The sequence below is a fragment of the Burkholderia sp. BCC1640 genome (assembly GCF_902833125.1).
In the GTDB taxonomy this organism is placed as follows: Bacteria; Pseudomonadota; Gammaproteobacteria; order Burkholderiales; family Burkholderiaceae; genus Burkholderia; species Burkholderia diffusa.
Genome location: NZ_CADFEF010000017.1, coordinates 118,248 through 142,374, shown reverse-complemented (window position 1 = coordinate 142,374; position 24,127 = coordinate 118,248). Strand labels below are relative to the sequence as shown.

The window sequence follows — 24,127 nt, the reverse complement described above, 5'->3', positions numbered from 1 at the left end:
TCGATCGAAAACGCAACCGCCGCCAGGTGCGCGTCGATCCGACGACGACACCACGGCGGCGGTCGCTCGCATCACGACTTCTCGAGCAGCACGTAGAACTTCTTCGCGTCCTCGATCGTCTCCCAGCGGCCCGCGAAACCGGCCGGCAGCAGATAACCCTGGCCCGGCGTGAATTCCTTGCGGTTGCCTTCCACGTCGGTCAGCGCGATGCGGCCCTCGACGAGCCACACCGCCTCGTCCGCCGCCGTTTCCGGGAACTCCACGGAGCCGACCTTGCCTTCCCACCAGCCGATGAGGTAGCCGCCGCTCTTGCCTTCGGTCGCGCGCCAGTCGCTTTCGTCCATCCCGAAGTCGAGCTTCGTGAATTCGCCAATGCCTGCGCCCAGCGGCAGGATGTCCTTGATCAGTTTGGTCATCTGAATCTTTCGTCTCTTGATTGAAAAAGCAGAGACAAAGTTACTCATTTACACTGCCCCGGTATGCCCCCCTTCGGGGGGGACAAGCCGCGTTTTCCGCGACGCGCGGGGTCGCAGGACTCCGTACCGTATTTCCCCCTAATGACGTTTTCGGCTTCCAACGCTAAAATCGCCGCCGCTTTTCACCGGGGAACCGCATGCTGCTCAACGTGAACCCCTTCCACCGCGACACCGACCGCTTCAACGTGTCGTTCAAGGCGCTGGGCGAGCTGATCGAAACGGTCGGCACGCCGCACTTCGTGCCGCGTCTCACGCAATTGCTGAACGACGTGGTGCCGCTCGACGTCGCGCACGTCGAACGCTCGCGCGTCGACGGCACGATGCCCACCGGCTACCGCTGCGAATGGATCGGCAGCAGCGGCATCGGCACCGCGACCGCCGAGATCTCCGACGTGATGACGCTCTACTACGAGCGCTTTCTCGACAGCGACCCGCTGTTCGCGGGGCTGCGCGGCAAGACGGGCACGATGCTGGTCGTGCGCGATATCGCGGCGATTCCGCCCGGCGAATTCCGTCAGCGGCTGTTTGACGACGTGCATATCGGCCACGAATGCGTGCTCGCGCGCGGCACCCGCTACGCGCAGCATTCGATCGCGCTGGAACGCGGCCGCGATCGCCCGCCGTTCACGCTCGCCGAGATGAACCGCTTTCGCAGCATCAGCGACATGCTGTTCCCGCTGCTCGAGCTGCATGCATCGACCACCGCCGCGCGACGCGTCGCGCATCCGATGCCCGAAGTGCATCCGCTCGCGCAGTTCGATGCGCGGATCGCGGCCGACGGCGTGAAGCTGTCGAAGCGCGAATACGAAACCTGCAAGCATCTGATCTCCGGCAAGACCGTGCCGGAAACCGCCGACATCCTCGGCGTGCGGGTCGCGTCGGCCGAGTCGTACGTGAAGCGTGCGTTCGCGAAGCTCGGTGTGCGCACGAAGCGCGAGCTTGCCGCATGGGGTTCGGCCGCGCCGCACGACGGCGACGGCGCGCCGCCGCCCGCGATCGCGCGCTGATCCGGTCCGACGTCAACTGCCCGCCGACGGTCACGCCGCGTCGATGCGGCAATGCCACTCGCATCGAGCCGCATCGATGTAAACGTTGCGACTTCAAAATCTTCGCGTGCGCGTTCTCCTCTACCATCGGCCGATCGTTTTTCACCAGAAAGAGGAGACGGCCCCATGCACCGCGAACTGAACCAACCGATGGGCGGCAACGAGATGCCGCGCTTTGGCGGCATTGCCACGATGATGCGCCTGCCGCAGGCCACCACGACCGACGGCCTCGACGTGTGCTTCGTCGGCGTGCCGCTCGATCTCGGCACGTCGAACCGCTCGGGTTCGCGCTTCGGCCCGCGCCAGATCCGCACCGAATCCGTGCTGCTGCGCCCGTACAACATGGCCACGCGCGCGGCCCCGTTCGATTCGCTGCAGGTCGCCGACATCGGCGACGTCGCGACCAACCCGTACGACCTGAAGGATTCGGTGCGCCGCATCGAGCAAGCGTATGACGAGATCGTCGCGAACGGCTGCCGGCCGATCACGCTCGGCGGCGATCACACGATCGCATGGCCGATCCTGCGCGCGCTGCACAGGAAGTACGGCAAGGTTGCCGTGGTGCACGTCGACGCGCACGCGGACGTGAACGACACGATGTTCGGCGAGAAGATCGCGCACGGCACGCCGTTCCGCCGCGCGGTGGAGGACGGCCTGCTGCAATGCGACAAGGTCACGCAGATCGGCCTGCGCGGCACCGGCTACCACGCGGACGATTTCGACTGGTGCCGCCAGCAGGGCTTCACGGTCGTGCAGGCGGAGGAATGCTGGAACAAGTCGCTCGCGCCGCTGATGGCGCAGGTGCGCGAACGCATCGGCGACACGCCGGTCTATCTGAGCTTCGACATCGATGGTCTCGATCCGTCGTTCGCACCCGGCACCGGCACGCCGGAAATCGGCGGGCTGACGGTGCAGCAGGGTCTCGAGATCATTCGCGGGATGAAGGGGCTGAACATCGTCGGCGCGGATCTCGTCGAAGTGTCGCCGCCGTACGATCCGACCGGCACCACCGCGCTCGTCGGCGCGAACCTCGCATACGAGATGCTCTGCGTGATGCCGGGCGTCGCCTACCGCTAACCCGATCGACAGGAAAACGTTGATGTCAACCGCTCAGCTTTCCCCTTCCGCCACGGCCATCGTGCTGCCCGCCGCGCGCATCGCCGGCCAGCCCGTGCGCACGCATTCCGATGAAGCCGGCGCGCCGATCTTCAATGCGTCGACCGGCGAGACGATCGGCTGGCAGGAATTCGCGACGGCCGCGCACGTCGACGCCGCGGTCCGCGCCGCGCGCGACGCGTTCGGCGGCTGGCGCGACACGCCGCCCGCCGAGCGCGGCCGCCTGCTCGCGACGATCGCCGCGCGCGTCGAAGCCAACCGCGAACGCCTTGCGGCGCTGCAGATGCAGGTGAGCGGCAAGCCGCCGTTCGAGGCCGACGCCGACGTCGGCGACGTCGCCGCGACGTTCGCGTACTACGCGCAGCTGTGCGAGAACCCTGCGCTGTTCGCGGCCGAGCCGGTCGCGCTGCCAAGCGACGCCGTCGCCGCCGAGCGCTTTCACGATGCGGTCGGCGTGGCCGCGCTGATCGTGCCGTGGAACTTCCCGATGGTCACGACCGCGTGGAAGCTCGCGCCCGCGCTGGCGGCCGGCTGCACGGTCGTGATGAAGCCGTCCGAACTGACGTCGCCGACCGAGCACGCGCTGCTCGACCTGATCGCCGAAGCCGGCGTGCCGGACGGCGTCGTCAACGTCGTGAACGGCGGCGCGGAAGTCGGCGCGGCGCTGTCCGCGCATCCGTTGGTCGACAAGATCTCGTTCACCGGCAGCACGGCCGCCGGCCGCAAGGTCATGCAGGCCGCGGCCGAGGACATGAAGCGCGTGACGCTCGAACTCGGCGGCAAGTCGTCGCTGATCGTGCGCGACGACGCCGATCTCGACGTCGCGGTGTCGCTGGCGGTGGCCGGTGCGTTCACGAACGCGGGCCAGATGTGCTCGGCCACCGCGCGCATCCTCGTGCACGACAGCGTGTACCGCAGCTTCATGGCCGCGTTCGAGACGGCCGTGCGCGCGCTCGTCGTCGCGCCGCCTTGTGCCGAACACGTCGCGATGGGGCCGCTGATCTCGGCCGCGCAGCGCACGCGCGTCGAGGCAATGCTCGAGCAAGGCATCGCGGCCGGCGCGCGCGTCGCGTTCAGCGGGCGCGTCGCCGAGGGTGGCGGCAATGGCTTCTTCATGGCGCCGGTCGTGGTCGCCGAACCGGCCGTCGACAACCTGCTGTGGACCGATGAAGTGTTCGGCCCGGTCGCGTGCGTCAAGTCGTTCCGCACCGACGACGAGGCGATCGCGCTCGCGAATGACACGCGCTACGGGCTCGTCGCGACCGTCGTGACGCGCGACGCGGAAATCGCGAAGCAGTTCCAGGCGCGCGTGCGCGCCGGGCTCGTGTGGATCAACGCGCCGCAACTCATCTACCCGCACGTGTGCTGGGGCGGCTTCGGGCTCAGCGGGATCGGCCGCGAACTCGGCGTGACGGGCCTGCGCAGCTACCAGGAACTGCGCCACGTGATGCGCGCGATTGATTGACCGGGGCGGCCGGCCGAAGCATGCGATGCACGCTGCCGATGGCGACAATCGTGACGATGTTCGCGCACGATCGCGGCGTCGTCACGGTCGATGTGCCGCCGCTTCGGCCTCGGTGTCGTGATACTCGACGAACGTCGCGATCTTCCCGTTTTCGATCGTGAGCAGATGCACCCAGTCGTCTTCGTACGTGCGACCAGTGGCATGAACATGCCAGCGTTGCGTGCCGAGCACGACGACCCGGTTGCCGCTGGCGATGAACTCGAGCGGCTCGAACCGTTCCGCGGTCTGCGTCGACGCAAGCGCCGCGAAGAACGCCGCGACCGCCTGCGGCCCATGTCGCCTGCCGACGAACGGAACGACGTCGGCAGGCCCCGGGATGAACCAGTCGATACTGTCGGAAAGCGTCTGCAGAATGCCGTCGATATCGGCCCTGCCGAACGCCGCGTATGCCTGCTGCACGAGTTGCACGTTGTCTTGTTCGCTCATCGCACCCTCCCGCCTTCACCGGTTCGTTGCGTCGCGGCGCGGAATTCGGGCCGCGGACAATTCAGCATAGTCGAACCGCGAGGCGGCACTTATGCGTGTTCTCCAGCAGTCGAGCGGTGTGAATTCCGTATGAGCAATCGACGGTGGCGCTAACCCGACGCCACGATGACGTGCGCCTGAATCTTGCCGACCACCGGCCCGACGCCATGACGGTCGGCAATGGCCGCGGTTGCTCGATCCGTGGCGAGCTGAAGCAAGCCGGCGTCGCGCGCGACGATTTCGTCGTGCAGCGGCGTTCCCAGGCAATACGCGGTGGCGACATCGCGTGCAGACGCCGCGCGACTTGCCTTCTCGTGCGTCGCGATATCGACGTTGGCGAAACCCGCGCGGCGCAGATCGTCCCGGATCAGCGCGACATCGTGATAGCCGTGCGGCGTGCGGGCGAGGAATCGCGGCGGGTCATGCGGAAACAGCGCCGCGACGGCCTGGGTGATTTCGTCGGCAAAGGCATTTGCCTCGATGCGATCCCAGACACTGAAGACGAAACGCCCGCCCGGCCCCAGCACGCGCCGCGCCTCAACGTAGCCGGCGACCCGGTCGGGAAAGAACATCGCACCGAACTGACAGCAGACGACGTCGAACGACGCATCCTCGAACGGCAGCGCGAGCGCGTCCGCCTGCCGCCATTCGATACGGGTGTCGGCCCCCTGTCTGGTGACGGCGTAGTCGAGCATCGGCTGGTTGAGGTCCGTCACGACGTAGCGCACGCCGGGGCCGAGCCGTGACGCAAGCGCCCGCGTGACCGCGCCGCTGCCGGCGGCGGTTTCGAGCACCGAGCAAGGCGCGAAGGCGGCGACGCGCTCCGCCAGGTCGGCAGCGTATTCGGCGAAGATCAGCGGCACCATCAGCGTGTCGTAGAACGCGGGAATCGAGCCTGAAAACACCTTGTCGAGATCGGTCATCACGCCCCCTGGCAAACGTCGAGTGACGCGGTTGCGCGTCCGTTTCGGCACACACCAAGCCATGTCGAACGCGGGACAGGCTTGATACATGATAGGCGTTGAAAGCGGCGCGCGGCGCCGGCGGCGAATGCATGCCGAAGACCACGGTTTCCGGGGCGGAAACACGCCGACGCAAAGAGCCGATCGGCGACGTCGATCGAGATCCGCGAAGCGTGTTCGTTGCGTAACCGATATATCCCATAGAATATATCGACATCTGCACCAACGGAGATTCACCATGCCCCGCACGCCGACGGATCGCGCCTCGCGACGCACCGCACGCGCCCAGACGTCGGCACCGACACCGATACGCAAGATCAGCGCGCTCCGGCCGTTGTCGAGCGACGAACGCGCGCAGCAGGTCACAGACGTCGTCGATGCGTTCCGGCGCCTGCGCGGCAGCGTCATGCGCTTCATCCGCGTTTTTTCCGCCGTGACGGACGACACGCTGTCCGCGCTGAGCCTGCGCGACCTGCTGTCGACGCTCGAGCGCGACGCGCACGCCGCCCGCTTCACGCGCGTGTCCGACCTCGAACGCGCGATCGGGCTGGCACGCGGCCTCGAGCGCACGCGCGACGACGTGTTCTCCGACGCATTCAGCAACGACCCGGCCGCGATGCGCGACGCGGTGGCCGCGCTGGAGCGCGTCGACGTGCTGCTGGTCGGGCTGTGCGTCGAGCACGTGATCGAACGTCACGCATCCGCACCGCGCCCGGAATCGGCTGCCCTCTGCTGAGTCGTGAATCGCGCATTTCGCCGGCATTTCGACCGTTATATTCCGTGGTATATTGCGCTCCATCTTTCGCGCATCCGTCTCCGGCCCGTCGGGCCCGGATCGAGGTCCACATGCACGCTCCGCCCTTTCGCCTGGCCCGCACGGCGGGCCTGCCGCCGTCCGGTGGCCCTGCGTCCGCCGGCTCCGGGCGGACCGACGCCTGCTGCACGCCGTCCCGTGTGCAGCAAGTCGAGCTGAAGCGCCGCGCGCGTCTGTCCGAGCTCGATTCGAACCTGCATTGCTCGATCGTCGGCACGTGCCTGACCACGCACGAACTGCGCAAGCTCGTACCGAAATTCACCGATCTCGACCGCCAGCGCGCGACCGATCTGGACATCCACCACGCGGCCGTCCAGCTCGCGATCGAGGGCGCGGCCGGCGGCAAGGCACTGCACAAAGTGCTCGACGAACGCTATGCGGGCGCGATACACGCGTTCGACAAGGCAAAGGATGCCGATGCGCTTCTCGCGCTGTGGCAGGACGCGCTGAAAAGCGGCGACATCCCGCCCGCGTACTGGGCGCTGATGACGCATCCGCGCACGACGATGGCCGTGCGCCAGACCGCGTTCGGCGATTTGCACATGCTGTCGCACCTCGTCGGCGCAGCCAATCGTGCCGACATTCGCCGGCTGGTCGCGCTCGAGGAAGAAAATGCCGCGCTGCACGCGAAGATCAAGCGGCAACAGGCACGCCTGCACGAGATGAGCATGGCGCGCGATGCCGCATTGAAGGAACTGGATGAACGCGATGCACGCCGAAACGCACCGACGACGCGCGCCGAAAGCGCGTTGCGTGACGAAGTGCGAGAACTGCGCGAGGCGCTGGCCGCGCGCGACGAACGCGTGGCGCTGCACACGAGCCGCCGCGAGGCGGCGGAACAGCGGATCGCCGCGGAACAGGCGAGCGCGCGGGCGATGCGCGCGCGGCTCGACGACCTGACGGCGATGGTGAAGACCCTGCGCGCCGAGGCGAGCGCGATCGAACAGACTGTGCAGGCATCGACCGACGATCCGGCCGCGCCCGCGGCGGAGTCGCTGTCGATGCTGCGGCGCAAGCGCGTCGTCTATGTCGGCGGCCGGCCCGGGTCGAACCGCGCGATCCAGCGGATCGTCGAGACGGCGGGCGGCGAACTGACTTTGCACGACGGCGGCATCGAGGATCGCAAGGGCTTGCTGGCCGCCGCGCTGCCGGGCGCGAATCTGGTGGTATTCCCGGTCGACTGCGTCGACCACGATTCGGTGAACCTGCTCAAGCGGATGTGCGAACGCCACCAGATCGCGTACTACCCGCTGCGGACCGCGAGCGTCGCCAGTTTCGTCGAACTCATCGGGCGGCTCGATGCGCATGCGCGCGAGGTCGTGCCGCCGGATGTGCCGGCGGGCGAAGCGTCGCGCTTCTGCCTGCGGCACGGGTAGGCCACCTGCATCGCACGACCGTGCAACCGCGCAAGCTTCAGCGGCGCACCATCTTGGTCAGTGCGGCGATTTCGCCCGCACAGGCCGCGTACGCCCGTTCCTCAATCTCGCGATAAAGCCGGATGATCTCTTCGCCGACCGGCGTGAGCACACTGCCGCCACCACTCTGGCCACCGTGTTCGGACACCGTCGCGGGCGACTTCAGCGACCGGTTCAGCTCGTCCATCAGCAGCCATGCGCGCCGGTACGACATCTCGAGGCTGCGCGCCGCCGCCGAAATCGAGCCGTGCTCGCGCACGGCCTCGAGCAGCGCGACCTTGCCCGGCCCGAGCGCGATCGTGCCGGCCTGCTGGATGCGCATTCTGAACCGCACCTCTGGCTTGGAGTGTGCCGAAGTCTTCATGTTGTCTGCCGGTGGAACGATGCGGGCAAGCATACACGATGGATGACGCGGCGCCCGCTCGGCGCTCGAGCATGTGGGCGACGATCTCCATCACGACAGCACGATGTTCCGGATGGCCTTCTTGATGCTCGGGTAGCTGTCGACCGATTCCGCCTTCTGGTCCGTCACGAGCGTGCCGATCCGCGCGGGTTCGCAAAAGCCGATCCGGCTGTTCGTGCCGAGCTTGCTGAAGTCGGCCAGGATCGCGACGTCCGCCGCGTTGGCGACCATCGCTCGCGCGACTTCCGTTTCCATCCGGTCGTAGTTCGTCGCGCCGCGCACGTGGTCGACGCCGACCGGCGACAGCAACGCGAGATCGGCGCGATAGCGGAAGATCTCGGCGATCGTCCCGTCGCCGACCGTCGCGGCCGCGCGGCTGCCGATCATCCCGCCGAGCAGGATCGTTTCGTTCTTCGCCTGGCCGGGGTCGCTCGAGCGCATCTTCAGCGCGACGTCGATCGAGTTCGTGACGATCGTGAGGCCGGACAGTTTCGCCAGTTCCTCGGCCAGCAACGTGGTGGTCGTGCCGGCATCGATGAACAGCGTCTGCGAACCCGTGACGAGCCGTGCCGCGGCGCGCGCGATCGCCTGCTTCGCCTTCACGTGCGTCTGCGCGCGTTCGGCGATCGGCGCTTCGTCTCCCACCTGCACCGCGCCGCCGTGCACGCGTTTCAGTTCCCCCATCGCCTCGAGATCGACGAGATCGCGGCGCACGGTTTCCCGCGACACGTTCAGGTCAGCCATGATCCGGTCGGTGGAGACGCGCTGCATCTTCGATAACAGAAGCCGGATCCTCTGATATCGCTCTTCTTGCCACATGAAATGTCCTTGGAAATGAACGTCAATGGTATTCGAACCGAGGCTACGCGGCGCTCTCCTCCATCTTTTTGACCCCGCCGAGGGTCTGCAGTGATTGACGGACCACCTGGAATTCGCGGCTCGTCATCTTCGAGAACACCACGTGGATCCGGTCGTCGTCCGGTGTTGCGTCGTCCTGTTCGATGACGAACTGGACGATGCGCGCCTGGTCGATGCCGGGCATCGCCTGCAGCGACGTCAGCTTCACCGCGCCGCGGCTCGCGAGGATGCGCACGCCCCAGCGCTGCCGCGCGGCGAAGAAGCGCTTCTCGATCGGCTTCAGGCCGGCGAGGATCGTCAGCACGATCGCCGTCGCGGCGATCGCGGCGACGTACATGCCGCCGCCCACCGCCAGCCCGACCGCCGCGACGACCCACAGGCTCGCCGCCGTCGTCAGCCCGCGGATGATCTCGCCGCGCAGCATGATCGACCCGGCGCCGAGAAAGCCGATGCCCGACACGACCTGCGCGGCGACTCGCGACGGGTCGAGCGAGACGTTCTTCGCATTCTGGATGTCCGCGAAGCCGAACGCCGACACGACCATCACGAGCGCCGCGCCGACCGCCACCAGCATGTGCGTGCGCAAGCCGGCCGCCCACGACAGCCGTTCGCGCTCGATGCCGATGATGCTGCCCAGCAGCGCGGCCAGCAACAGGCGGGAGATGATTTCCATCTGACTGATCATGCGATGCCTCCTTTTCTTGAACCGACTTGATGAAACGCGGCCCGCCCGGACCGCCGCCCGACGTGTCCTGCTTTCGTCCGGCTGACGGTTCGCGCGCGCCGCGGGTTGTATTTTTGTGCGAACTTGCGATTTTGTGCGTTCTAATATACGTTACGAAAAACCGCGCGGCTAGACCCAAGTTCGCTTGTTTCATCCGATCAATACGATCGATCGTCGGACCACTCACGCAACCCGATCCGGAACACTTGCTTAGGATACCAACATGATGAAGAAGGCATGGATGCTGGCCGCAATGCTGCTCGCGTCGATCGCGACGGCGCCCGTTCACGCATCCGAAAGCGACGTCTGCAGGAAGGTGACGCTCGGCGACGTCGGCTGGAGCGACATCGCGGCCACGACCGGCGTCGCGATGATGCTGCTCGACGGGCTCGGCTACGAAGCCAGCAAGACGATCGCGTCGCCGCCGATCGTGCTGGCCGGCGTGAAGAAGGCGCAGATCGATGCGTTCCTCGGCTACTGGGATCCGAGCATGACGCCGACGGTGAAGCCGTTCGTCGACGCCGGCGCCGTGCACCTGCTACCGCAGCCGAATCTGGTCGGCGCGCGTTACACGCTGGCCGTGCCGCAATACGCATCGGACAAGGGCCTGAAGAGCTTCGCCGACATCGCGAAGTTTCGCGACCAGCTCGACGGCAAGATCTACGGAATCGGCGCCGGCAACAACGGCAACGCGCTGATCCAGCGGATGATCGACCGGAACGAATTCGGGCTCGGCGGCTTCAAGCTCGTCGAGTCGAGCGAGGCCGGGATGCTGGTGCAGGTGACGCGCGCGGTGCAGGAACACCGGATGATCGTGTTCCTCGCGTGGGAGCCGCATCCGATGAACATCAACTACAAGATCGCGTACCTGGAAGGCGGCGACGGCGTGTTCGGCCCGAACTACGGCTCCGCGAAGGTCTACACGCTCGTCACGCCCGGCTACCTCGAACGCTGCCCGAACGTCGGCCGCCTGCTGACCAACCTGAAATTCACGACCGACGAAGAGAACCAGCTGATGGTGCCGATCATGAATCACGCGGACCCTGTCGCGGTCGCGAAGGAATGGGCGAGGAAGAACCCGGGCGTGCTGTCGAAGTGGCTCGACGGCGTCACGACCATCGACGGGAAGAACGCGAAGGACGCGATCGAGAAACTCATCGGCGCATGAGCACGCCAGCAGGCAGGCAATACAAGGACTTTCACATGCACAGGAATCTCGCGCTGTTCGATCTCGACCATACGCTGCTTCCGCTCGACAGCGACCAGGCCTGGGGCCGCTTCATCGCCCGGGTCGGCTCGCTGGAGGACGACACGCACGCGGCGCTGATCGACGAGCACTACGGCCACTACGCAGCCGGCACGCTCGACATGGACGCGTATCTCGCGGTGACGCTCGCGCCGCTCACCCGCTATCCGCGGGCCGAGCTCGAACGCTGGCACGCGCAATTCATGGACGAGGTGATCCGGCCGGCCATCACGCCGCAGGCGCGCGCGCTCGTCGATCGCCATCGCGAGAACGGCGATCTCTGCTGCATCGTCACCGCGACCAACGTGTTCGTGACGCGGCCGATCGCCGCCGAGTTTGGAATCGAGCATCTACTCGGCATCGAGCTCGATACCGACGACGGCACGCCGGGCGGACGGTTCACCGGACGCAGCACCGGCGTGCCGAGTTTTCGCGAAGGGAAGGTCGTGCGCACGAACGCATGGCTCGAATCGCTCGGCTACGCACCGTCGGATTTCGAACGAACCTACTTCTACAGCGATTCGATCAACGACGTGCCGTTGCTCGATTACGTCACGCATCCGGTCGCGACCAATCCCGATGCAAGGCTGTCGCACGTCGCCGGCACGCGCGGATGGCCTGTCATGAAGTTGTTCTGATTCGGACGATATTCTCCGCTGTTCATTTCATTTCTGGAGGGGCAATGAAAGCAGGAACAGGAACGACGCACGTCAATCACTCAGGAATCCGACTCGAATCGAGTTGCGACCACTCCGCTCCGCCCGCCGGCAAGGAAAGCCGCTTTCCGCACTGGCGCGGCGCTTTCATGATCGCGCTCCTTTGCACGCTGGCCGGTTGCGGCGATGGCGATTCCGGCGCGGCCGGCAACCTCGCCGCGAACCGCGCATCGGCATCGGGCCCGGCCGCCGCGCCGGTCCTGCACTGCGCCACGGCTTGCCACTGACGGGCACCTGCCCTTGTCCGGCGTGACTGCGATCGCAACGCGCGGCGTTTGAAGCGCGAGGGCGTCCGGCCAGTCCGTCCGGCCATTCATGACAGAGAGCGAACATGCAAAACAAATCCACGACACGACGTCAGTTCCTGGCCGATGCGCTGAAGCTCGCGGGTGCCACGGCAGTCACCGGCATGCTGCCCGAAAGCATCCTGCGCGCGCAGTCGATTCCGGCGGCGACCGTCACCGGCACGATCCAGGACGTGAAGCACGTCGTGATCCTGATGCAGGAAAACCGGTCGTTCGACCACTACCTCGGCACGCTGCGCAGCGCGCGCGGCTTCGGCGATCCGCGCCCGGTCGTGATCTCGAGCGGGTATCCGGTCTGGCGCCAGCCATGGCTGCTGTCGTACGTGTTCCCGTTCAACCCGTCGCCGCCGGCCGGCAGCGCGAACGGCGACACCTATTACGGCGACCTCGACCACAGCTGGAACGGCACGCACAGCGCATGGAACAACGGCCGTTACGACAACTGGGCCGGCGCGAAGACCAGCGGCACGATGTACTACTTCACGCAGAACGACATCCCGTTCTATTACGCGCTGGCTAGCGCCTTCACCGTGTGCGACGGCTACCACTGCTCGATGCTCGGGCCGACCGACCCAAACCGCCTGTATCTGTGGACCGGTTGCTGCGGCAACGTGCCCGGCTACACGCCGTACACGACCAACACGATGACCGGCACCGGCTGGACCACGATGCCGGAACGGCTGAATGCGGCCGGCGTCACGTGGAAGTTCTACCAGGACAAGGGCAACGGGCTCGATGCCGCGCACGGTTACGGCGAGTACAACGGCTCCAGCAAGGATCTCTGGTGGAACGGCAACTACGGCGACAACGTCATCCTCAACTTCAGGCAGTACCAGAACCTCGGCGCGACCGATCCGCTCGCGCCGGCGCTCAACGGCACGCAAATCGACCCGACGGGTGGCGGCACCGAATACGACACGCGCCTGTTCAGCCAGTTGCAGGCCGACGTCGCGAACGACACGCTGCCGCAGGTATCGTGGATCGCCGCGCCCTACGCGTACTGCGAACATCCGTCGTGGGCCGCGAGCGGCGGCGAATGGTATGTGAGCAACGTCCTCAACGTGCTGACGTCGAATCCGAAAGTCTGGGCCAGTACGGTGCTGCTCGTGATGTACGACGAGAACGACGGCCTGTTCGACCACGTGCCGCCCGCCGTGCCATCCAGCGCATCCGCGGGCACAGGCCGGTCGACGGTCTCGACCGCGGCCGAATTCGTCGGCAGTAGCGGCGCGGCGTCCGACGGATCGGCCAGCGGCGACGTGCCGATCGGCCTCGGCCCGCGTGTGCCGATGTTCGTGATCTCGCCGTGGTCGAAAGGCGGCAAGGTCAACTCGCAAGTGTTCGATCACACGTCGGTGATCCGCTTTCTGGAAACGCGCTTCGGGCTGCAGGAAACCAACATCACGCCGTGGCGGCGCACCGTGTGTGGCGATCTCACGTCGGCATTCGACTTCACCAATCCCGACCAGACGGTGCCCGCGATCCCGAGCCCGGCCAGCAACATGGACCCGAACGGCTGGACGGTCATCATCCCGCCGGCGACCACCACCGCTGTGCCGGCACAAACGACCGGCCGCAATGCGGCATGCCGGCTGCCTTACGAGTTCTTCGTGCAGGGCAAGGTCAACCGCTCCGGCAAGACGCTCGCGCTGACGATGACCAATACCGGCACGGCGGGCGTGCATCTGCAGGCGTGGGTCGACGGCACCAGCGCGATCCCGCGGCAATACACGATCGGCGCCGGCGCGAACGCGTGCACGACCCTGTCCGATTCGCTCGCGCTGAACTCGGCCGGCGGCTACGACTATTCGGTCTACGGGCCGAACGGATTCCTGCAGACGTTCCGCGGCAATGTCGGCGCGTCGGGAAATACCGGTTCGTCGGCCGAAGTCAGCCTCTGTTACGACGTGCAGAACGGCAACGTACAGATCACGCTCGACAACACCGCCGGATCGAGCGCGACGACGTTCCAGCTCGTCGACAACGCGTACGGAATGAACACGCCGCAGTCGGTCAGCGTGCCGGCCGGCGCGACGCAGGCCGTGACGTGGTACGGCGACGCAGGCTGGTACGACGCGAGCATCCGCGACGCGAACGACCCGAACTTCCTGCGCCGTGTGGCCGGCTGCGTGCAGGCGCAAGCAGGCGCGCTGCTGACCGATTCGGCGATCGGCAATACGAACGGAAAGTTCGTGCCCGCGCTGTCGTCGCAGGGCTCGTCGTACGGCACGCTGCGGTTCGACTACGTCGTGCCGCCATGGCGCCACAGCCCGAAGAACTGGGTTGGCATCTATCCGCGCGGCGCGCAACCGACCAAGGGCGGCTACAAGTCGTGGGCGTATCTGCCGAAGAGCACGGGCTCGCTGCTGTTCTCGACGACGGCGAACAGCGCGCTGGCGTCGGGCCAGTACGATGCGTGGTTCCTCTTCGACGACGGCTACACGCCGCTGGCAGGCCCGGTCGCGATCAGCATCTGACGAGCGGCGGGCGACGCGCGTTCACGGCGCGCGTCGCCCGGCTCGGCTCTCATCAGCAAGTCCTCGTGGAACGCGCCGAACGGCCGCGTCGGATGCGCGCTCCGGATTTCGAGGATCCACAGCCCGGCGGCCGGTGCGCCGTCGGAATCGCCCAGATTGCCGACCTTGTAGACCGCGTGCATTCTTGCGCGCCGCATCTCGCCGAGCGAAAACGCTTCGCCGACGGCTTCCCGCTGCGTCGAATTCAACATCGTGCTCCTGTGCCGGCGAATATGGGTCGGTTAGGTCGATCGCCATTTCGGTATGCACCGCTGAACATATCGCGTTTCGCGCCGATGCGTGGCGTGGCTGCATACCCGTTCCAGGTCGATGCAGCGTCGCCGCCGATATCCCGCATAATCGGGCGTTGAATCGCGCTGCGGGGGAAGCATTGTGCGAGCGCAGCAATTCGAAACAGGAACGGGCGCGATCCGGCTCGCCGCAAGGCGGCGCTCGCCCCGGGGGAAATACTTGGCAATCCCGCTGAAGACAGGACACCGACACACATGGACCGAGCCGAGCACATCAGCATCGAACAGGCGGTCGATCTGCCCGCCGACGAACTGAACGGATGCGACTTTTCGTTCGAGATCGCGTGGGAGCTGAATGCGCCGTACCAGGATCTGCTCGATTTGCGCGCGCTGCCCGTGCGGCGCAAGGACTACGGCTTCGACCCGGCCGGCTGGGCGCGCGAGGCGTCCAGCGGTACCGCGCTGTTCCGCGCGAGCGCGGGCGGGCGCCTCGCGGGATTCGTCGCGATCACCGAAAGCTGGAACGGAATGGCCGAAATAGCGGAACTCGCGGTCGACCGCGGTTGCCGGCGCCAAGGGATCGGCCAGTTCCTGCTGGCGGCCGCGGAAGCGTGGGCGCGCAACCGCGGGTTCGGCTTCATGCGGCTGGAAACGCAGGCGAACAACGTCGCGGCCTGCTGCACGTACGCGCGTGCGGGCTTCGTCATCGGCGGCCACGACCGCTTCCTTTACGCCGACGGCGCGAACGACGGGGAAGTCGCCCTCTTCTGGTACAAGGACCTGCGTGACGGGCAGTCCGCGAAGAGCCGGACGGTCGATCCGGAATCGATGCGGCCGGCGTCCTGACCGACGACCAGCCGCCGCCCCGGTCCTGCTTTCGCGTTACTTCCGCGTCGCGACGATGAACAGGCGCGGAAACGGCAGCAACACGGTGCCGTCGTCGAGCAGCGGATAGCCGTCCGGACCGGCGAGCGCGTCGCGATAGCGCGCGACGAATGCGTCGCGTTCGCTTTCGTCCAGCGCCGCGAGGAACGGCCGCAGCGCGCTGCCCTTGAACCATTCGACGACCGCATCGATCCCGCCGCGCAACGGATGGTAGTAAGTCGTGCGCCAGACATCCACCCGCGAACACGACGGCGACAGCAACGTGTAGTAATACCGCGCGTCGAACCGCTCGGTGCGCGCCGCGTCCTTCAGCTTGTGCGCCCACGGTCCGGCCGCGGCGACCTCGCGCATCAGCCGGTGCGCGGGCTCGTCGAGGTTGTCCGGCATCTGCACGGCGAGATGGCCACCCGGCGCGAGCCGGCCGACGAGCGACGGAAACAGCGTGTCGTGCGCGGGCACCCATTGCAGCACCGCATTCGACAGAATCAGATCGTAGCCGCCCGGATCGTCCCAGGTGGAGACATCCGCGAGATCGAAACGCAGCGCGGGCAGGCGCTTGCGCGCGGCCGCGATCATGTCCAGCGACGCATCGATCCCGCGAACCGTCGCGTCGGGCGCGCGCGCGATCAGCGCTTCGGTCGAATTGCCGGGCCCGCAGCCGATGTCGATCGCGGTATGGATCGGCGTATCCGGCACGGCGGCCAGCAGATCGCGCACGGGCCGCGTGCGTTCGTCTTCGAATCGCACGTACTGGTTGGCGTATTGATCGAGTGATGTCGTCACGGTATGCCTCCTGGTCGGCGTGGACGGCGTCGGGATATCGACAGCCGTCGATGCAGCGCATTCTGCGATCTCGCTGTTCTTCAGTAAAATGAATTTAATATCGTTATTGATTCATGTTTCTGATGAAAATCGATACGCTCGGTGTCCAGGCTTTCGTCGCGATCGCCGACGGCGGCAGCTTCAGGCAGGCGGCCGACACGCTGCACGTCACGCAAACGGCGATCACGCAACGGTTGCGCAAGCTCGAGTCGTTTCTCGGCGTCGCGCTGATCGAGCGCACGACACGCCGCACCACCCTCACCGAAATCGGCCGGCGTTTCCTGCCGCAGGCGCGCCGGCTGCTGAACGAGCTGTCGGACGCGCTGACCGAAATCCGCGAAACGGGCCTGAGCCAGCGCGGCGACGTGACGATCGCGTGCGTGCCGACGGTCGGCGTTCAGTATCTCCCCCGTATTCTGCGGGCGTTTTCCGGGCACCGGCCGCACGATCGCGTGAAGATCCTCGATCACGCGTCGGCGTCGGTATTGCAGGCCGTGCTGCGCCGCGAAGCGGAATTCGGGATCAGCATCGCGGGCGACCAGCACCCCGAACTCGTCAGCGTGCCGCTCACGCATGATCCGTACGTGCTCGTCTGCCGCGACGATCACCCGCTCGCGAAGCGTCGGCGGATCCGTTGGGCCGCGCTGCAGCCGCATCCGCTGATCTTCGCGGGCGAAGTGAGCGGCAATCGCGGGCTGCTCGAAGGTGCGCTGAAGACGAGCGGCGTGACGCTGCATTCGTTCTACGAAGTGCAGCGCAGTTCGACCGCGCTCGGTCTCGTCGCCGAAGGCCTCGGCGCGGCCGTGGTGCCGAAGCTCGCGATCCAGAAAAACGCGTATCCGATGATTCGCACGATCGAACTCGTCGAGCCGTCGGTGTCGCGCACGCTGGTGCTGGTCAAGCGCCGGGCCGCGCAGTTGTCGCCCGCGGCACAGGCGCTGTACGACATGATCGTCGAGCGCGCCACGCCGGGGCGGTGAAGTCAGGCAACGTCGTTCAAAGCGCCTTGACCATGAACACGCGCGCCGTCCCTTCCGGCTCGCACGGCACTTCGCCGAATGCCTCGTACCCGTGCTTCCGGTAGAAATCCGGCGCCTGGAACGTAATCGTGTACAGCACCGCGCGGGCGCATCCGCGCCGCTTCGCTTCCGCTTCGGCCTCGCGCAGCAGTCTGCTGCCGAAGCCGCCGCCGCGCAGCGATTCCGGCAGGTAAAAGAGGTCGATGAAGAAGAGGCCGAGCGACGTTCGGCCGGTGAGCCCGCCCAGGACCTCGCCGGTCGCGGGATCGGTCACGTAGACGTCGAGCGCTGCCGTGTCGCTGCGGCCCGTCATCGCGTGGTTGAATTCGCCGAGCTTGCGGCTGATGAAATCGCGGGCAGCCGGTTGTTCGGTGTCGGTGAGCTGAAGGGAAACGGCGGGATGCGCGGTCATGGAATGGAGACGTGCGTGAATGAGCCGCAGAACGTGCAGTGTTCGTGACGGGCGTCGGGCGACTCTAGCGCGTAGCGCGTTCGGCGGCAGCGGGAGTCTGTGCCGATCATGACGAACGTACAAACGACGGGCACATCCCGCACCCGCCGTTTCGTCGCGCCTGGAGCCTGCTCAAGCCGCGGCAAATGCTTGAATCGACTCGATGCAAATCCGCGTCAGTTGTACCCGAGAATCGCCACCGCCGCGACATCCGGCCGATCGATCGCATTCCCGACGAGCGACGTCATCGGCTCCTGCAGCACGGCCTGATACGACGTCACACGCGCCTCCTCCGGCGCGCCGGCTTCGTCCCATACCGGCTCGTCGAATGCGTCGAGGCCACTGAAGAACCCGGGTTGCGTTTGCGTAAAAGTCATCTCCACTCCTTTTGATATGTCGTCGATGTTCTAATTTGCCTGTTTCAACGCCGCTGCCTGCACGGGTGCGCCGTCATGCGCGCCCTCCGACCGTGCAAGTTGCGCGCGCGTGCGCCGCGTGATGTGAATCACCGCGAACACGACCGGCGCGATCAGCAGGCCTTCCGCCAGTTCGGGATCGACCGGCAGGTTCATCACGTGCAGCGCCTTGAACGCCGCTGTCGCGAGCGACAGCACGTAGTACGAAATGGCTGCCACCGACAATCCTTCAACCGCGTGCTGCAGATGCAGCTGATTGCGCGCGGTGCGCTCCATGCCGGCCAGCAAGCGCGTCACGTCCTTTTCCTGCGCGAGATTCACGCGCGTGCGCAACAGGTCGACCGCGCGCGCGATCCGCGCGGCGATCTGCTCGTGACGCGCCCACACGCTGCGGCAGGTTTCCATTGCCGGCGCGAAGCGTCGCTCCATGAACTCGGCGATCGTCGGCATCCCTTCGATGCGCTCCTCGCGCAATTCGTGGATGCGCGCCAGCACGAGCTTTTCGTAGGCACGCGACGCGCTGAAGCGGCCGCCGGACCCCGACAGCGCCTCGACCCGCACCGCGAGATGCGTGAGCTTCACGAGCAAGGCCGCGTCGTCGCCGTCGGCGCCGCTCGCGTCCATCCGCTGCATCAGCGCATGCAGCGCCGCATGGATCTCGTCGAGCTCGCGGCTCATCCGCCGCGCGACCGGCAACGCGAGCAGCGCCATCATCCGGTACGTCTCGATTTCATACAGGCGCTGCAGCAGTCGGCCGCCCTGCTCCTCGCGAAAATCCTCGTCGACGACGAGAAAGCGCATGAAGCCGTCGTCACGCACGTGCCAGTCGCAAAACACCTTGCCGCCGCCCAGCACGTTGCTGCCGACGAGCGCGGGCCCGTCGATCCAGCGGCGCATGTCACCGCACACGAGCCGCGCGGCATCGCCCGACAGCAACTCCATGCGCACCGCGACGAAGCGGATGCCCGCCAGCCGCGCGAACCACGCGGCAGGAATCCCTTCGATCGCGAGATCGTCGAAATAGCCGGTGTCGCGACGCGGCGCGACGAACGTGAACGTCGAGAATTCGGTGTGTCGCTCCCACTTCAGATGCCAGCCGCACGGCGACTGCACCGCATGATGGGTCGCGCCGTCCTGCGGCACGGCAATGCCGGTGTCGCGACACAGCGCGTGCAGCAGCGTTTCGTGGATGTCGGGCTGGCCGTCCGCGTAGATCGCGTAGTGCGTGAGCGACACGGCCTCGGCGAGCCGCAGGAACGGCCGCGCATGCAATTCCGCGGCCAGTGCGGCGCGCAACGGATGATCGATCATCGGTACACCACTCTTCCCTGTTCAACGCTGCGTGCCGGGCACGCCGGCGTGATAGCCGCACCGCATCGAACGACACGGCAGGCTCGATGCCACTATGGCAGACACACAGCGACAATAAAAACGCATAATGCTGATCGTTACATTCAGTTTTCCTGATACCGATGAAGATGCTCGATCACGACGTGCTGGCCACCGTCGTCGCCGTCGCGGAAACCGGCAACATGACCCGCGCCGCCGAAGCGGTGAACCGCTCGCAATCGGCCGTGAGCATGCAGATCAAGAGCCTCGAGGACGCGATCGGCCGGCCGCTGTTCGTGCGCAAGCCGCGCAGCATTGTGCTGACGCGCGAAGGCGAGGTGCTGCTGGGATTCGCCAGACGAATGCTGGCGCTGCGCGACGAGGCGTGGGCGGCCGTGGTGCGGCCGGAAGTGACCGGCAAGGTCGTGATCGGCGTGCCGGACGACTATGCGTCGTCGCTGCTGCCGTCGGTGCTGAAGAAGTTCTCCGCGACTTATCCGAAGGTCGAGATCCAGGTGATCGGGCTGCCGAGCAGCGCGCTCGCGCCGCTCCTGAAGGACGGCACCGTCGATCTCGTGTGCGGCACGCGCATCAAGGGGCTGTCCGGCGACTTCATCCGCCACGAGCCGATGGCGTGGGCCGCGATGACGAACGGGCCGCGCGTATGGGAAGAACGGCCGCTGCCGATCGCGGTGTTCATGCCGGGCAGCGTCGCGCGCGAGAACGCGATCCGCAGCCTCGAACGCGCGAAGCTGCCGTTTCGCACGTCCTATGAAAGCCCGAGCCTGCTCGGGCTGCTCAGCATGGTCGAGGCCGGGCTTGCGGTCGCGCCGCTCGCGCGCTGCGCGATTCCCGCGCAATTGTCGATGCTCGGCCGCTCGCACGGGCTGCCCGATCTGCCGCCGCTCGAGCTGATCCTCGCGCGCAGCACGAAATCGAAGCGCCCGCCGTGCGACTTTCTCGCGGAACAACTGATGGAAGACCTGCAGCGGCAAACCGGCCAGACCGGCGACGCCTGAGCCGCGGCCGGACGCGCGCCGCCTGCGCCGTCACGAACCGCCGGGCCGTGGATGGCCGGCCGCGAGCAGCGCCGCGTTGACGATGCCCGCTATCGTGTCGACGAGCGCCTCCAGCGTGTCGCCATGCACATGCCTCCCGGCCGGCGGAATGCATTCGGTACGCCGGCCGCCCCACTGCGACCCGGCCGTTACCGACAGCGTCGCACCGAACCGGTTGCCGTGCCGCCGGCCGAAGATGCCGACGCGCTGCTCGCCCAGATACGCCTGCTCCGGAAGAAACAGCCGAATGTCGACCGCAACCTGGTCCGGATCGCCAGCGCGCGCAATCGCATCGGCCGACGGCGCGAACGTCTTCGCGATGCGCAGCGTCACGTGCGAATCCCAGGCGGCCAGCGGCCCGCCGGCCGCGTCGACACGTTCGAGGTCGACCGACCACTGATGGCGGTCCGGCAGCCGGATCGCCTGACGCAGCAGCACGTCCGCCGCGCGCACGGTCACCCGCAACTGCAGGGCCAGCTGCGTGCCCGACGGCAACGTCGCCACGCGCACGCGGCCGCTTGCCGGACGCGTGGTCTGCACTTCTTCCATGAGGTGCATGGATTCCTCCCTGTCAAGGGCCGGCGCCGCGTGCGACGCGGCGCACAAACGCTCGCCGCGACCGACCGCCCACGGCACGATGGCCGGCGAATCGGCGGCGAACCCTACGGTACGAGCAATCGGCGTTCCCCGGCCGGACGATCCTGCGTCGCCACGCGCAGACGGCGGACAACGGGACCGATCACGGCATCGACCTGCTGCGCGATCAGCATATGCAGCGTGAAGTCGAGATCCTCCGACGCGATGTCGAATTCCACATGGATCACGTCGCGCACGGTACGCGCGCTGACCACATACACGCCGAGCGGGGAATGCAGCAACGCCGCGAGCCGGGCGTGCGCGAGCGCGCCGGTGTCGGCCGTCAGCGTGACGGGCAACCGCAGGCGCGGGCGCGGCGGCGGAAATGGGATGACGGTCGTGCGCGCGCCGGCGCCCAGCTGGCGGCCGGCGATGTCGTATTCGGGTACGGGATGGATGAAGGTCATGGCGCGGACGGAGAGCGTCCTGGCTGTTGGACACATCCCGAGCTTAGAAGGCGCCGCATAAATACCGTGCAAAAAAACGGCTTTGCAATGCAAAAAATGGCATGCCCGAACAGCGGCGCATACCGGCCGGGTTGCGCTGCGTGCGCCCCGTCAACGCTGACAGGACAATCGCCGACGATCCGCCGATACACTGGTGCCCCCGTGACGTCCAGCGTCCTCGATGCCGGACGGCGCTTTCATGGCACGCACGCTCGGCCGCTTCCGGTTGGCCCGCCTGCATCGCACGCATTTCGCCCCGTTCCCGATCCGATGGAGTCCCGCTTGAACACCTGGCGCCCCACGCTGCACGACGCCCAACCCGAGGCCGTCCCGCATTCACGCGACACGTTCCCGGCTGCGCGGCCGTCTCGCGCGCGACCGGGCCAGCCGCAATGAGCGCCGGGCCGCGCAATGCCCGGATCGACGTGCTGCGCGGCGTGTCGATCCTGCTCGTCCTGCTGCATCACTTCAACATCCCGTATTCGCTGCGCGACACGTCCGTCGCGCGCATGGTCGGCTGGGACGCGGTGCATGCAGTGGTCCGCAACGGCAACTACGGCGTGACGATGTTCTTCGTGATTTCCGGCTACCTGATCACGTCGAATGCGCGCCGCCGCTGGGGCAGCCTCGGCGCGATGGACGTGCGCGCGTTCTACGTGTCGCGCATCGCGCGCATCGTCCCGTGCCTGCTCCTGCTGCTCGCCCTCGTCAACGGGCTGGCGGCGGCCGGCGTGCCGATCTTCGCGAACCACGCGCCGCAGGGTGTCGCCGTGTCGTTCTGGCTCGTCAATCTCGCATCGCTGACATTCTGGATGAACGTGCTGATCGGCACGTACGGATGGGTCAATTACGCGCTCGGCGTGCTCTGGTCGCTGTCGGTCGAAGAGGTGTTCTACCTGTCGTTTCCGCTGCTGTGCATCGCCCTGCGCCGCGACGCGCGGCTGTTCGCGTTCTGGCTGGCGGTCGTCGCGATCGGCCCCGTGTACCGCGTCACGCATGTGGGCGACGAAGGCGGGTTTCTGTATGCGTATTTCGCGTGCTTCGACGGAATCGCGATCGGCTGCTGCACCGCGTTGCTGGCCGGACGCGCCGGCTGGCGGCGGCTCGCGGACGCGCCCGTGCAATGGCTGACCGCGATCGCGATGACCGTGCTCTATCTCGCGTGGCCGATCGCGCAGAGCCATGTGACCGGCGTGTCCGCGATGGCGCTCGGCACCGCCGTGCTGCTGATCGGCGCGCATGCCCGCGGCGAGCGAGCACCACCGGGCCGCGCGCTCGCGCCGCTGCGCTGGAGCGGCCGGCTCAGCTACGAGTTGTACCTGTTCCATCTGATCGCGCTCGGCGCGCTGCGCACGGTGTGGCCGCCCGCCACCATGCACGGCGACGGCAAGCTCCTGCTGCTCGTCGCGTATCTGGTGTTGTCGGCCGGATTGAGCGCGGCCGTCGCGCACGGCTACGCGACGCCGCTCGAGCGCGTCATCCGGCGGGCCGCGTCGCGGCCCGCGGCGCGCATGCCGGACGCCGCGACTTGAACCGCGACCGACGGCATCCGCAGGGTCGATGAAAGGAAGCGCGCCACGATGCGGGTATCACGCCACCTGTCCGATGGCGGCCCTGCGCATCGTGACGATGCGCGCAGGCGGAATATTTGCCCACACGATCCGGCTGGCGTCGGCAACAAATGCCGGATCGCGCAGCGGGTGACGCTCGGGCACGCGCAAATCGTAGGTGAACTGGATCATCACGCCGTCGACCGACAGCACGCGCTCGCACTGCCCGACGATCGCCGTCACGTCCTCGCGCGGCAACGTGCGCAGCGGCAGGCAGGACACGATCGCATCGACCGCCGCGTCGGGCGGCAGCAGCCGCTCGAGCTGCCGCGCGTCGCCCGACACGATGGAGATGCCGGGAAAGCGGCGTCGCAGGTGCTGCACGAACGCCGGCGACCGCTCGACCACGACGAGACGCCGTGGCGCGACGCCGCGTTCGAGCAACGCGGCGGTGATTGCGCCGGTGCCGCCGCCGAGTTCGACGACGAGTCCGTCGCCGTCCGGCACCGCATCGGCCATCTCGCGCGCCAGATGCCGCGAACTCGGGCACAACGCGCCCACCGCGGCCGGGCGGCCGACCCACTCGCGCACGAACAGTGCCGAGACACGCAACGCGTTCGGCCAGGTCATCGGCCGACCTTGCGCGGTTGCGCGTTCGGCTTCGACGTGCCAATGAC

The 24,127-nt window shown here is 67.0% G+C and carries 27 protein-coding genes; 13 read left to right on the top strand and 14 right to left on the bottom strand.

Translation table 11 applies throughout. The annotated features are described in order from the left end of the window. Positions 1–71: 71 nt before the first annotated feature. A complete protein-coding gene (locus HWX25_RS19805; protein WP_175909881.1) occupies positions 72–416 on the bottom strand; it encodes a cupin domain-containing protein in 345 nt (114 codons plus the stop codon). A gap of 197 nt (positions 417–613) precedes the next feature. Here HWX25_RS19805 and HWX25_RS19800 point away from each other — a divergent pair, with 197 nt between their 5' ends. The 3 genes from HWX25_RS19800 (at position 614) to HWX25_RS19790 (ending at position 4,103) form a co-directional block, all read left to right on the top strand. Further along, positions 614–1,483: a helix-turn-helix transcriptional regulator gene (locus HWX25_RS19800; protein ID WP_175909879.1), complete on the top strand. Its 870-nt coding sequence runs from the start codon at positions 614–616 to the stop codon at positions 1,481–1,483. Between the two features lie 165 nt (positions 1,484–1,648). Then, the gene (gene speB, locus HWX25_RS19795) at positions 1,649–2,599 is read left to right on the top strand and encodes an agmatinase (RefSeq protein ID WP_175909877.1); all 951 of its coding nucleotides are present in this window, start codon (positions 1,649–1,651) and stop codon (positions 2,597–2,599) included. Positions 2,600–2,621: 22 nt separating this feature from the next. Next, positions 2,622–4,103, top strand: a complete 1,482-nt coding sequence (locus HWX25_RS19790; protein WP_175909875.1) for an aldehyde dehydrogenase family protein — start codon at positions 2,622–2,624, stop codon at positions 4,101–4,103. An 81-nt stretch (positions 4,104–4,184) separates the two neighbouring features. On the opposite strand, the gene HWX25_RS19785 is transcribed toward HWX25_RS19790, so the two are convergent. Beyond that, positions 4,185–4,589: a nuclear transport factor 2 family protein gene (locus HWX25_RS19785; protein ID WP_059818416.1), complete on the bottom strand. Its 405-nt coding sequence runs from the start codon at positions 4,587–4,589 to the stop codon at positions 4,185–4,187. Positions 4,590–4,738: 149 nt separating this feature from the next. Next, positions 4,739–5,551 (bottom strand): methyltransferase domain-containing protein, encoded by an 813-nt coding sequence (locus HWX25_RS19780; protein ID WP_175909873.1) that lies wholly within the window; start codon positions 5,549–5,551, stop codon positions 4,739–4,741. 277 nt (positions 5,552–5,828) lie between these two features. Here HWX25_RS19780 and HWX25_RS19775 point away from each other — a divergent pair, with 277 nt between their 5' ends. Next, positions 5,829–6,326 (top strand): hypothetical protein, encoded by a 498-nt coding sequence (locus HWX25_RS19775; protein WP_175909871.1) that lies wholly within the window; start codon positions 5,829–5,831, stop codon positions 6,324–6,326. Positions 6,327–6,436: 110 nt separating this feature from the next. Continuing rightward, a complete protein-coding gene (locus tag HWX25_RS19770; protein ID WP_175909868.1) occupies positions 6,437–7,780 on the top strand; it encodes a DUF2325 domain-containing protein in 1,344 nt (447 codons plus the stop codon). Positions 7,781–7,817: 37 nt separating this feature from the next. On the opposite strand, the gene HWX25_RS19765 is transcribed toward HWX25_RS19770, so the two are convergent. The 3 genes from HWX25_RS19765 to HWX25_RS19755 all read right to left on the bottom strand — a co-directional run bounded on the left by HWX25_RS19765 (position 7,818) and on the right by HWX25_RS19755 (position 9,765). Continuing rightward, the gene (locus HWX25_RS19765) at positions 7,818–8,183 is read right to left on the bottom strand and encodes a LysR family transcriptional regulator (RefSeq protein ID WP_236873253.1); all 366 of its coding nucleotides are present in this window, start codon (positions 8,181–8,183) and stop codon (positions 7,818–7,820) included. Between the two features lie 90 nt (positions 8,184–8,273). Then, positions 8,274–9,041 (bottom strand): DeoR/GlpR family DNA-binding transcription regulator, encoded by a 768-nt coding sequence (locus tag HWX25_RS19760; RefSeq protein WP_059818420.1) that lies wholly within the window; start codon positions 9,039–9,041, stop codon positions 8,274–8,276. Positions 9,042–9,084: 43 nt separating this feature from the next. Further along, complete coding sequence (locus HWX25_RS19755) at positions 9,085–9,765, bottom strand: MgtC/SapB family protein (RefSeq protein WP_059818421.1); 681 nt, start codon at positions 9,763–9,765, stop codon at positions 9,085–9,087. A 262-nt stretch (positions 9,766–10,027) separates the two neighbouring features. Between HWX25_RS19755 and HWX25_RS19750 the strand changes: the two genes are divergently transcribed. The 4 genes from HWX25_RS19750 (at position 10,028) to HWX25_RS19735 (ending at position 14,548) form a co-directional block, all read left to right on the top strand. Continuing rightward, positions 10,028–10,972, top strand: coding sequence for a choline ABC transporter substrate-binding protein (locus HWX25_RS19750; RefSeq protein WP_082750626.1), 945 nt, complete (start codon positions 10,028–10,030; stop codon positions 10,970–10,972). A 35-nt stretch (positions 10,973–11,007) separates the two neighbouring features. Beyond that, positions 11,008–11,688, top strand: a complete 681-nt coding sequence (locus tag HWX25_RS19745) for an HAD family hydrolase (protein WP_175909866.1) — start codon at positions 11,008–11,010, stop codon at positions 11,686–11,688. Then, entirely contained in the window at positions 11,664–11,993 is a 330-nt protein-coding gene (locus HWX25_RS19740) for a hypothetical protein (RefSeq protein ID WP_244138782.1), read from the top strand. The genes HWX25_RS19745 and HWX25_RS19740 overlap by 25 nt, the downstream gene beginning before the upstream one ends. A gap of 104 nt (positions 11,994–12,097) precedes the next feature. After that, on the top strand, positions 12,098–14,548 hold the full coding sequence (locus HWX25_RS19735; protein ID WP_175909864.1) for a phospholipase C, phosphocholine-specific: 2,451 nt from the start codon (positions 12,098–12,100) through the stop codon (positions 14,546–14,548). Here the strand turns inward: HWX25_RS19735 and HWX25_RS33470 are convergent. Beyond that, positions 14,509–14,799 carry a hypothetical protein gene (locus tag HWX25_RS33470; RefSeq protein WP_059818425.1) on the bottom strand — a complete coding sequence of 97 codons (291 nt, stop codon included), beginning with the start codon at positions 14,797–14,799 and terminating at the stop codon, positions 14,509–14,511. The two genes, HWX25_RS19735 and HWX25_RS33470, sit on opposite strands and share 40 nt — an antisense overlap. Positions 14,800–15,093: 294 nt before the next feature. Between HWX25_RS33470 and HWX25_RS19725 the strand changes: the two genes are divergently transcribed. After that, positions 15,094–15,684, top strand: coding sequence for a GNAT family N-acetyltransferase (locus HWX25_RS19725; RefSeq protein ID WP_059818426.1), 591 nt, complete (start codon positions 15,094–15,096; stop codon positions 15,682–15,684). Positions 15,685–15,720: 36 nt separating this feature from the next. Here the strand turns inward: HWX25_RS19725 and tam are convergent, their stop codons facing one another. Further along, positions 15,721–16,506: a trans-aconitate 2-methyltransferase gene (gene tam / locus HWX25_RS19720; protein ID WP_175909862.1), complete on the bottom strand. Its 786-nt coding sequence runs from the start codon at positions 16,504–16,506 to the stop codon at positions 15,721–15,723. 122 nt (positions 16,507–16,628) lie between these two features. On the opposite strand from tam, the gene HWX25_RS19715 reads away from it, so the two are divergent. After that, the gene (locus HWX25_RS19715) at positions 16,629–17,525 is read left to right on the top strand and encodes a LysR family transcriptional regulator (protein WP_059682052.1); all 897 of its coding nucleotides are present in this window, start codon (positions 16,629–16,631) and stop codon (positions 17,523–17,525) included. A 16-nt stretch (positions 17,526–17,541) separates the two neighbouring features. On the opposite strand, the gene HWX25_RS19710 is transcribed toward HWX25_RS19715, so the two are convergent. The 3 genes from HWX25_RS19710 to HWX25_RS19700 all read right to left on the bottom strand — a co-directional run bounded on the left by HWX25_RS19710 (position 17,542) and on the right by HWX25_RS19700 (position 19,742). Beyond that, complete coding sequence (locus HWX25_RS19710) at positions 17,542–17,976, bottom strand: GNAT family N-acetyltransferase (protein WP_059818429.1); 435 nt, start codon at positions 17,974–17,976, stop codon at positions 17,542–17,544. Between the two features lie 215 nt (positions 17,977–18,191). Beyond that, positions 18,192–18,392 (bottom strand): hypothetical protein, encoded by a 201-nt coding sequence (locus HWX25_RS19705; protein ID WP_175909860.1) that lies wholly within the window; start codon positions 18,390–18,392, stop codon positions 18,192–18,194. Between the two features lie 30 nt (positions 18,393–18,422). After that, positions 18,423–19,742 (bottom strand): DUF3422 domain-containing protein, encoded by a 1,320-nt coding sequence (locus tag HWX25_RS19700; protein ID WP_059818434.1) that lies wholly within the window; start codon positions 19,740–19,742, stop codon positions 18,423–18,425. Between the two features lie 161 nt (positions 19,743–19,903). On the opposite strand from HWX25_RS19700, the gene HWX25_RS19695 reads away from it, so the two are divergent. Continuing rightward, a complete protein-coding gene (locus HWX25_RS19695) occupies positions 19,904–20,779 on the top strand; it encodes a LysR family transcriptional regulator (RefSeq protein ID WP_044848057.1) in 876 nt (291 codons plus the stop codon). Between the two features lie 30 nt (positions 20,780–20,809). Here HWX25_RS19695 and HWX25_RS19690 read toward each other — a convergent pair whose 3' ends face one another. Both HWX25_RS19690 and HWX25_RS19685 read right to left on the bottom strand, forming a co-directional pair. Next, on the bottom strand, positions 20,810–21,376 hold the full coding sequence (locus HWX25_RS19690) for a hypothetical protein (protein ID WP_059818435.1): 567 nt from the start codon (positions 21,374–21,376) through the stop codon (positions 20,810–20,812). Positions 21,377–21,480: 104 nt separating this feature from the next. Further along, complete coding sequence (locus HWX25_RS19685; protein ID WP_175909858.1) at positions 21,481–21,861, bottom strand: hypothetical protein; 381 nt, start codon at positions 21,859–21,861, stop codon at positions 21,481–21,483. Between the two features lie 431 nt (positions 21,862–22,292). Here HWX25_RS19685 and HWX25_RS19680 point away from each other — a divergent pair, with 431 nt between their 5' ends. Beyond that, on the top strand, positions 22,293–23,432 hold the full coding sequence (locus HWX25_RS19680; RefSeq protein ID WP_175909856.1) for an acyltransferase: 1,140 nt from the start codon (positions 22,293–22,295) through the stop codon (positions 23,430–23,432). Between the two features lie 57 nt (positions 23,433–23,489). Here the strand turns inward: HWX25_RS19680 and HWX25_RS19675 are convergent, their stop codons facing one another. Continuing rightward, positions 23,490–24,080 (bottom strand): methyltransferase domain-containing protein, encoded by a 591-nt coding sequence (locus HWX25_RS19675; RefSeq protein ID WP_059692532.1) that lies wholly within the window; start codon positions 24,078–24,080, stop codon positions 23,490–23,492. Positions 24,081–24,127 lie beyond the last annotated feature (47 nt).

Excerpts from the sequence above, each read along its gene's own strand:
- HWX25_RS19805 (WP_175909881.1), bottom strand. The coding sequence starts at position 416 with ATGACCAAACTGATCAAGGACATCCTGCCGCTGGGCGCAGGCATTGGC.
- HWX25_RS19800 (WP_175909879.1), top strand. The coding sequence starts at position 614 with ATGCTGCTCAACGTGAACCCCTTCCACCGCGACACCGACCGCTTCAAC.
- speB (WP_175909877.1), top strand. The coding sequence starts at position 1,649 with ATGCACCGCGAACTGAACCAACCGATGGGCGGCAACGAGATGCCGCGC.
- HWX25_RS19790 (WP_175909875.1), top strand. The coding sequence starts at position 2,622 with ATGTCAACCGCTCAGCTTTCCCCTTCCGCCACGGCCATCGTGCTGCCC.
- HWX25_RS19785 (WP_059818416.1), bottom strand. The coding sequence starts at position 4,589 with ATGAGCGAACAAGACAACGTGCAACTCGTGCAGCAGGCATACGCGGCG.
- HWX25_RS19780 (WP_175909873.1), bottom strand. The coding sequence starts at position 5,551 with ATGACCGATCTCGACAAGGTGTTTTCAGGCTCGATTCCCGCGTTCTAC.
- HWX25_RS19775 (WP_175909871.1), top strand. The coding sequence starts at position 5,829 with ATGCCCCGCACGCCGACGGATCGCGCCTCGCGACGCACCGCACGCGCC.
- HWX25_RS19770 (WP_175909868.1), top strand. The coding sequence starts at position 6,437 with ATGCACGCTCCGCCCTTTCGCCTGGCCCGCACGGCGGGCCTGCCGCCG.
- HWX25_RS19765 (WP_236873253.1), bottom strand. The coding sequence starts at position 8,183 with ATGAAGACTTCGGCACACTCCAAGCCAGAGGTGCGGTTCAGAATGCGC.
- HWX25_RS19760 (WP_059818420.1), bottom strand. The coding sequence starts at position 9,041 with ATGTGGCAAGAAGAGCGATATCAGAGGATCCGGCTTCTGTTATCGAAG.
- HWX25_RS19755 (WP_059818421.1), bottom strand. The coding sequence starts at position 9,765 with ATGATCAGTCAGATGGAAATCATCTCCCGCCTGTTGCTGGCCGCGCTG.
- HWX25_RS19750 (WP_082750626.1), top strand. The coding sequence starts at position 10,028 with ATGATGAAGAAGGCATGGATGCTGGCCGCAATGCTGCTCGCGTCGATC.
- HWX25_RS19745 (WP_175909866.1), top strand. The coding sequence starts at position 11,008 with ATGCACAGGAATCTCGCGCTGTTCGATCTCGACCATACGCTGCTTCCG.
- HWX25_RS19740 (WP_244138782.1), top strand. The coding sequence starts at position 11,664 with ATGGCCTGTCATGAAGTTGTTCTGATTCGGACGATATTCTCCGCTGTT.
- HWX25_RS19735 (WP_175909864.1), top strand. The coding sequence starts at position 12,098 with ATGCAAAACAAATCCACGACACGACGTCAGTTCCTGGCCGATGCGCTG.
- HWX25_RS33470 (WP_059818425.1), bottom strand. The coding sequence starts at position 14,799 with ATGTTGAATTCGACGCAGCGGGAAGCCGTCGGCGAAGCGTTTTCGCTC.
- HWX25_RS19725 (WP_059818426.1), top strand. The coding sequence starts at position 15,094 with ATGGACCGAGCCGAGCACATCAGCATCGAACAGGCGGTCGATCTGCCC.
- HWX25_RS19715 (WP_059682052.1), top strand. The coding sequence starts at position 16,629 with ATGAAAATCGATACGCTCGGTGTCCAGGCTTTCGTCGCGATCGCCGAC.
- HWX25_RS19710 (WP_059818429.1), bottom strand. The coding sequence starts at position 17,976 with ATGACCGCGCATCCCGCCGTTTCCCTTCAGCTCACCGACACCGAACAA.
- HWX25_RS19705 (WP_175909860.1), bottom strand. The coding sequence starts at position 18,392 with ATGACTTTTACGCAAACGCAACCCGGGTTCTTCAGTGGCCTCGACGCA.
- HWX25_RS19700 (WP_059818434.1), bottom strand. The coding sequence starts at position 19,742 with ATGATCGATCATCCGTTGCGCGCCGCACTGGCCGCGGAATTGCATGCG.
- HWX25_RS19695 (WP_044848057.1), top strand. The coding sequence starts at position 19,904 with ATGAAGATGCTCGATCACGACGTGCTGGCCACCGTCGTCGCCGTCGCG.
- HWX25_RS19690 (WP_059818435.1), bottom strand. The coding sequence starts at position 21,376 with ATGCACCTCATGGAAGAAGTGCAGACCACGCGTCCGGCAAGCGGCCGC.
- HWX25_RS19685 (WP_175909858.1), bottom strand. The coding sequence starts at position 21,861 with ATGACCTTCATCCATCCCGTACCCGAATACGACATCGCCGGCCGCCAG.
- HWX25_RS19680 (WP_175909856.1), top strand. The coding sequence starts at position 22,293 with ATGAGCGCCGGGCCGCGCAATGCCCGGATCGACGTGCTGCGCGGCGTG.
- HWX25_RS19675 (WP_059692532.1), bottom strand. The coding sequence starts at position 24,080 with ATGACCTGGCCGAACGCGTTGCGTGTCTCGGCACTGTTCGTGCGCGAG.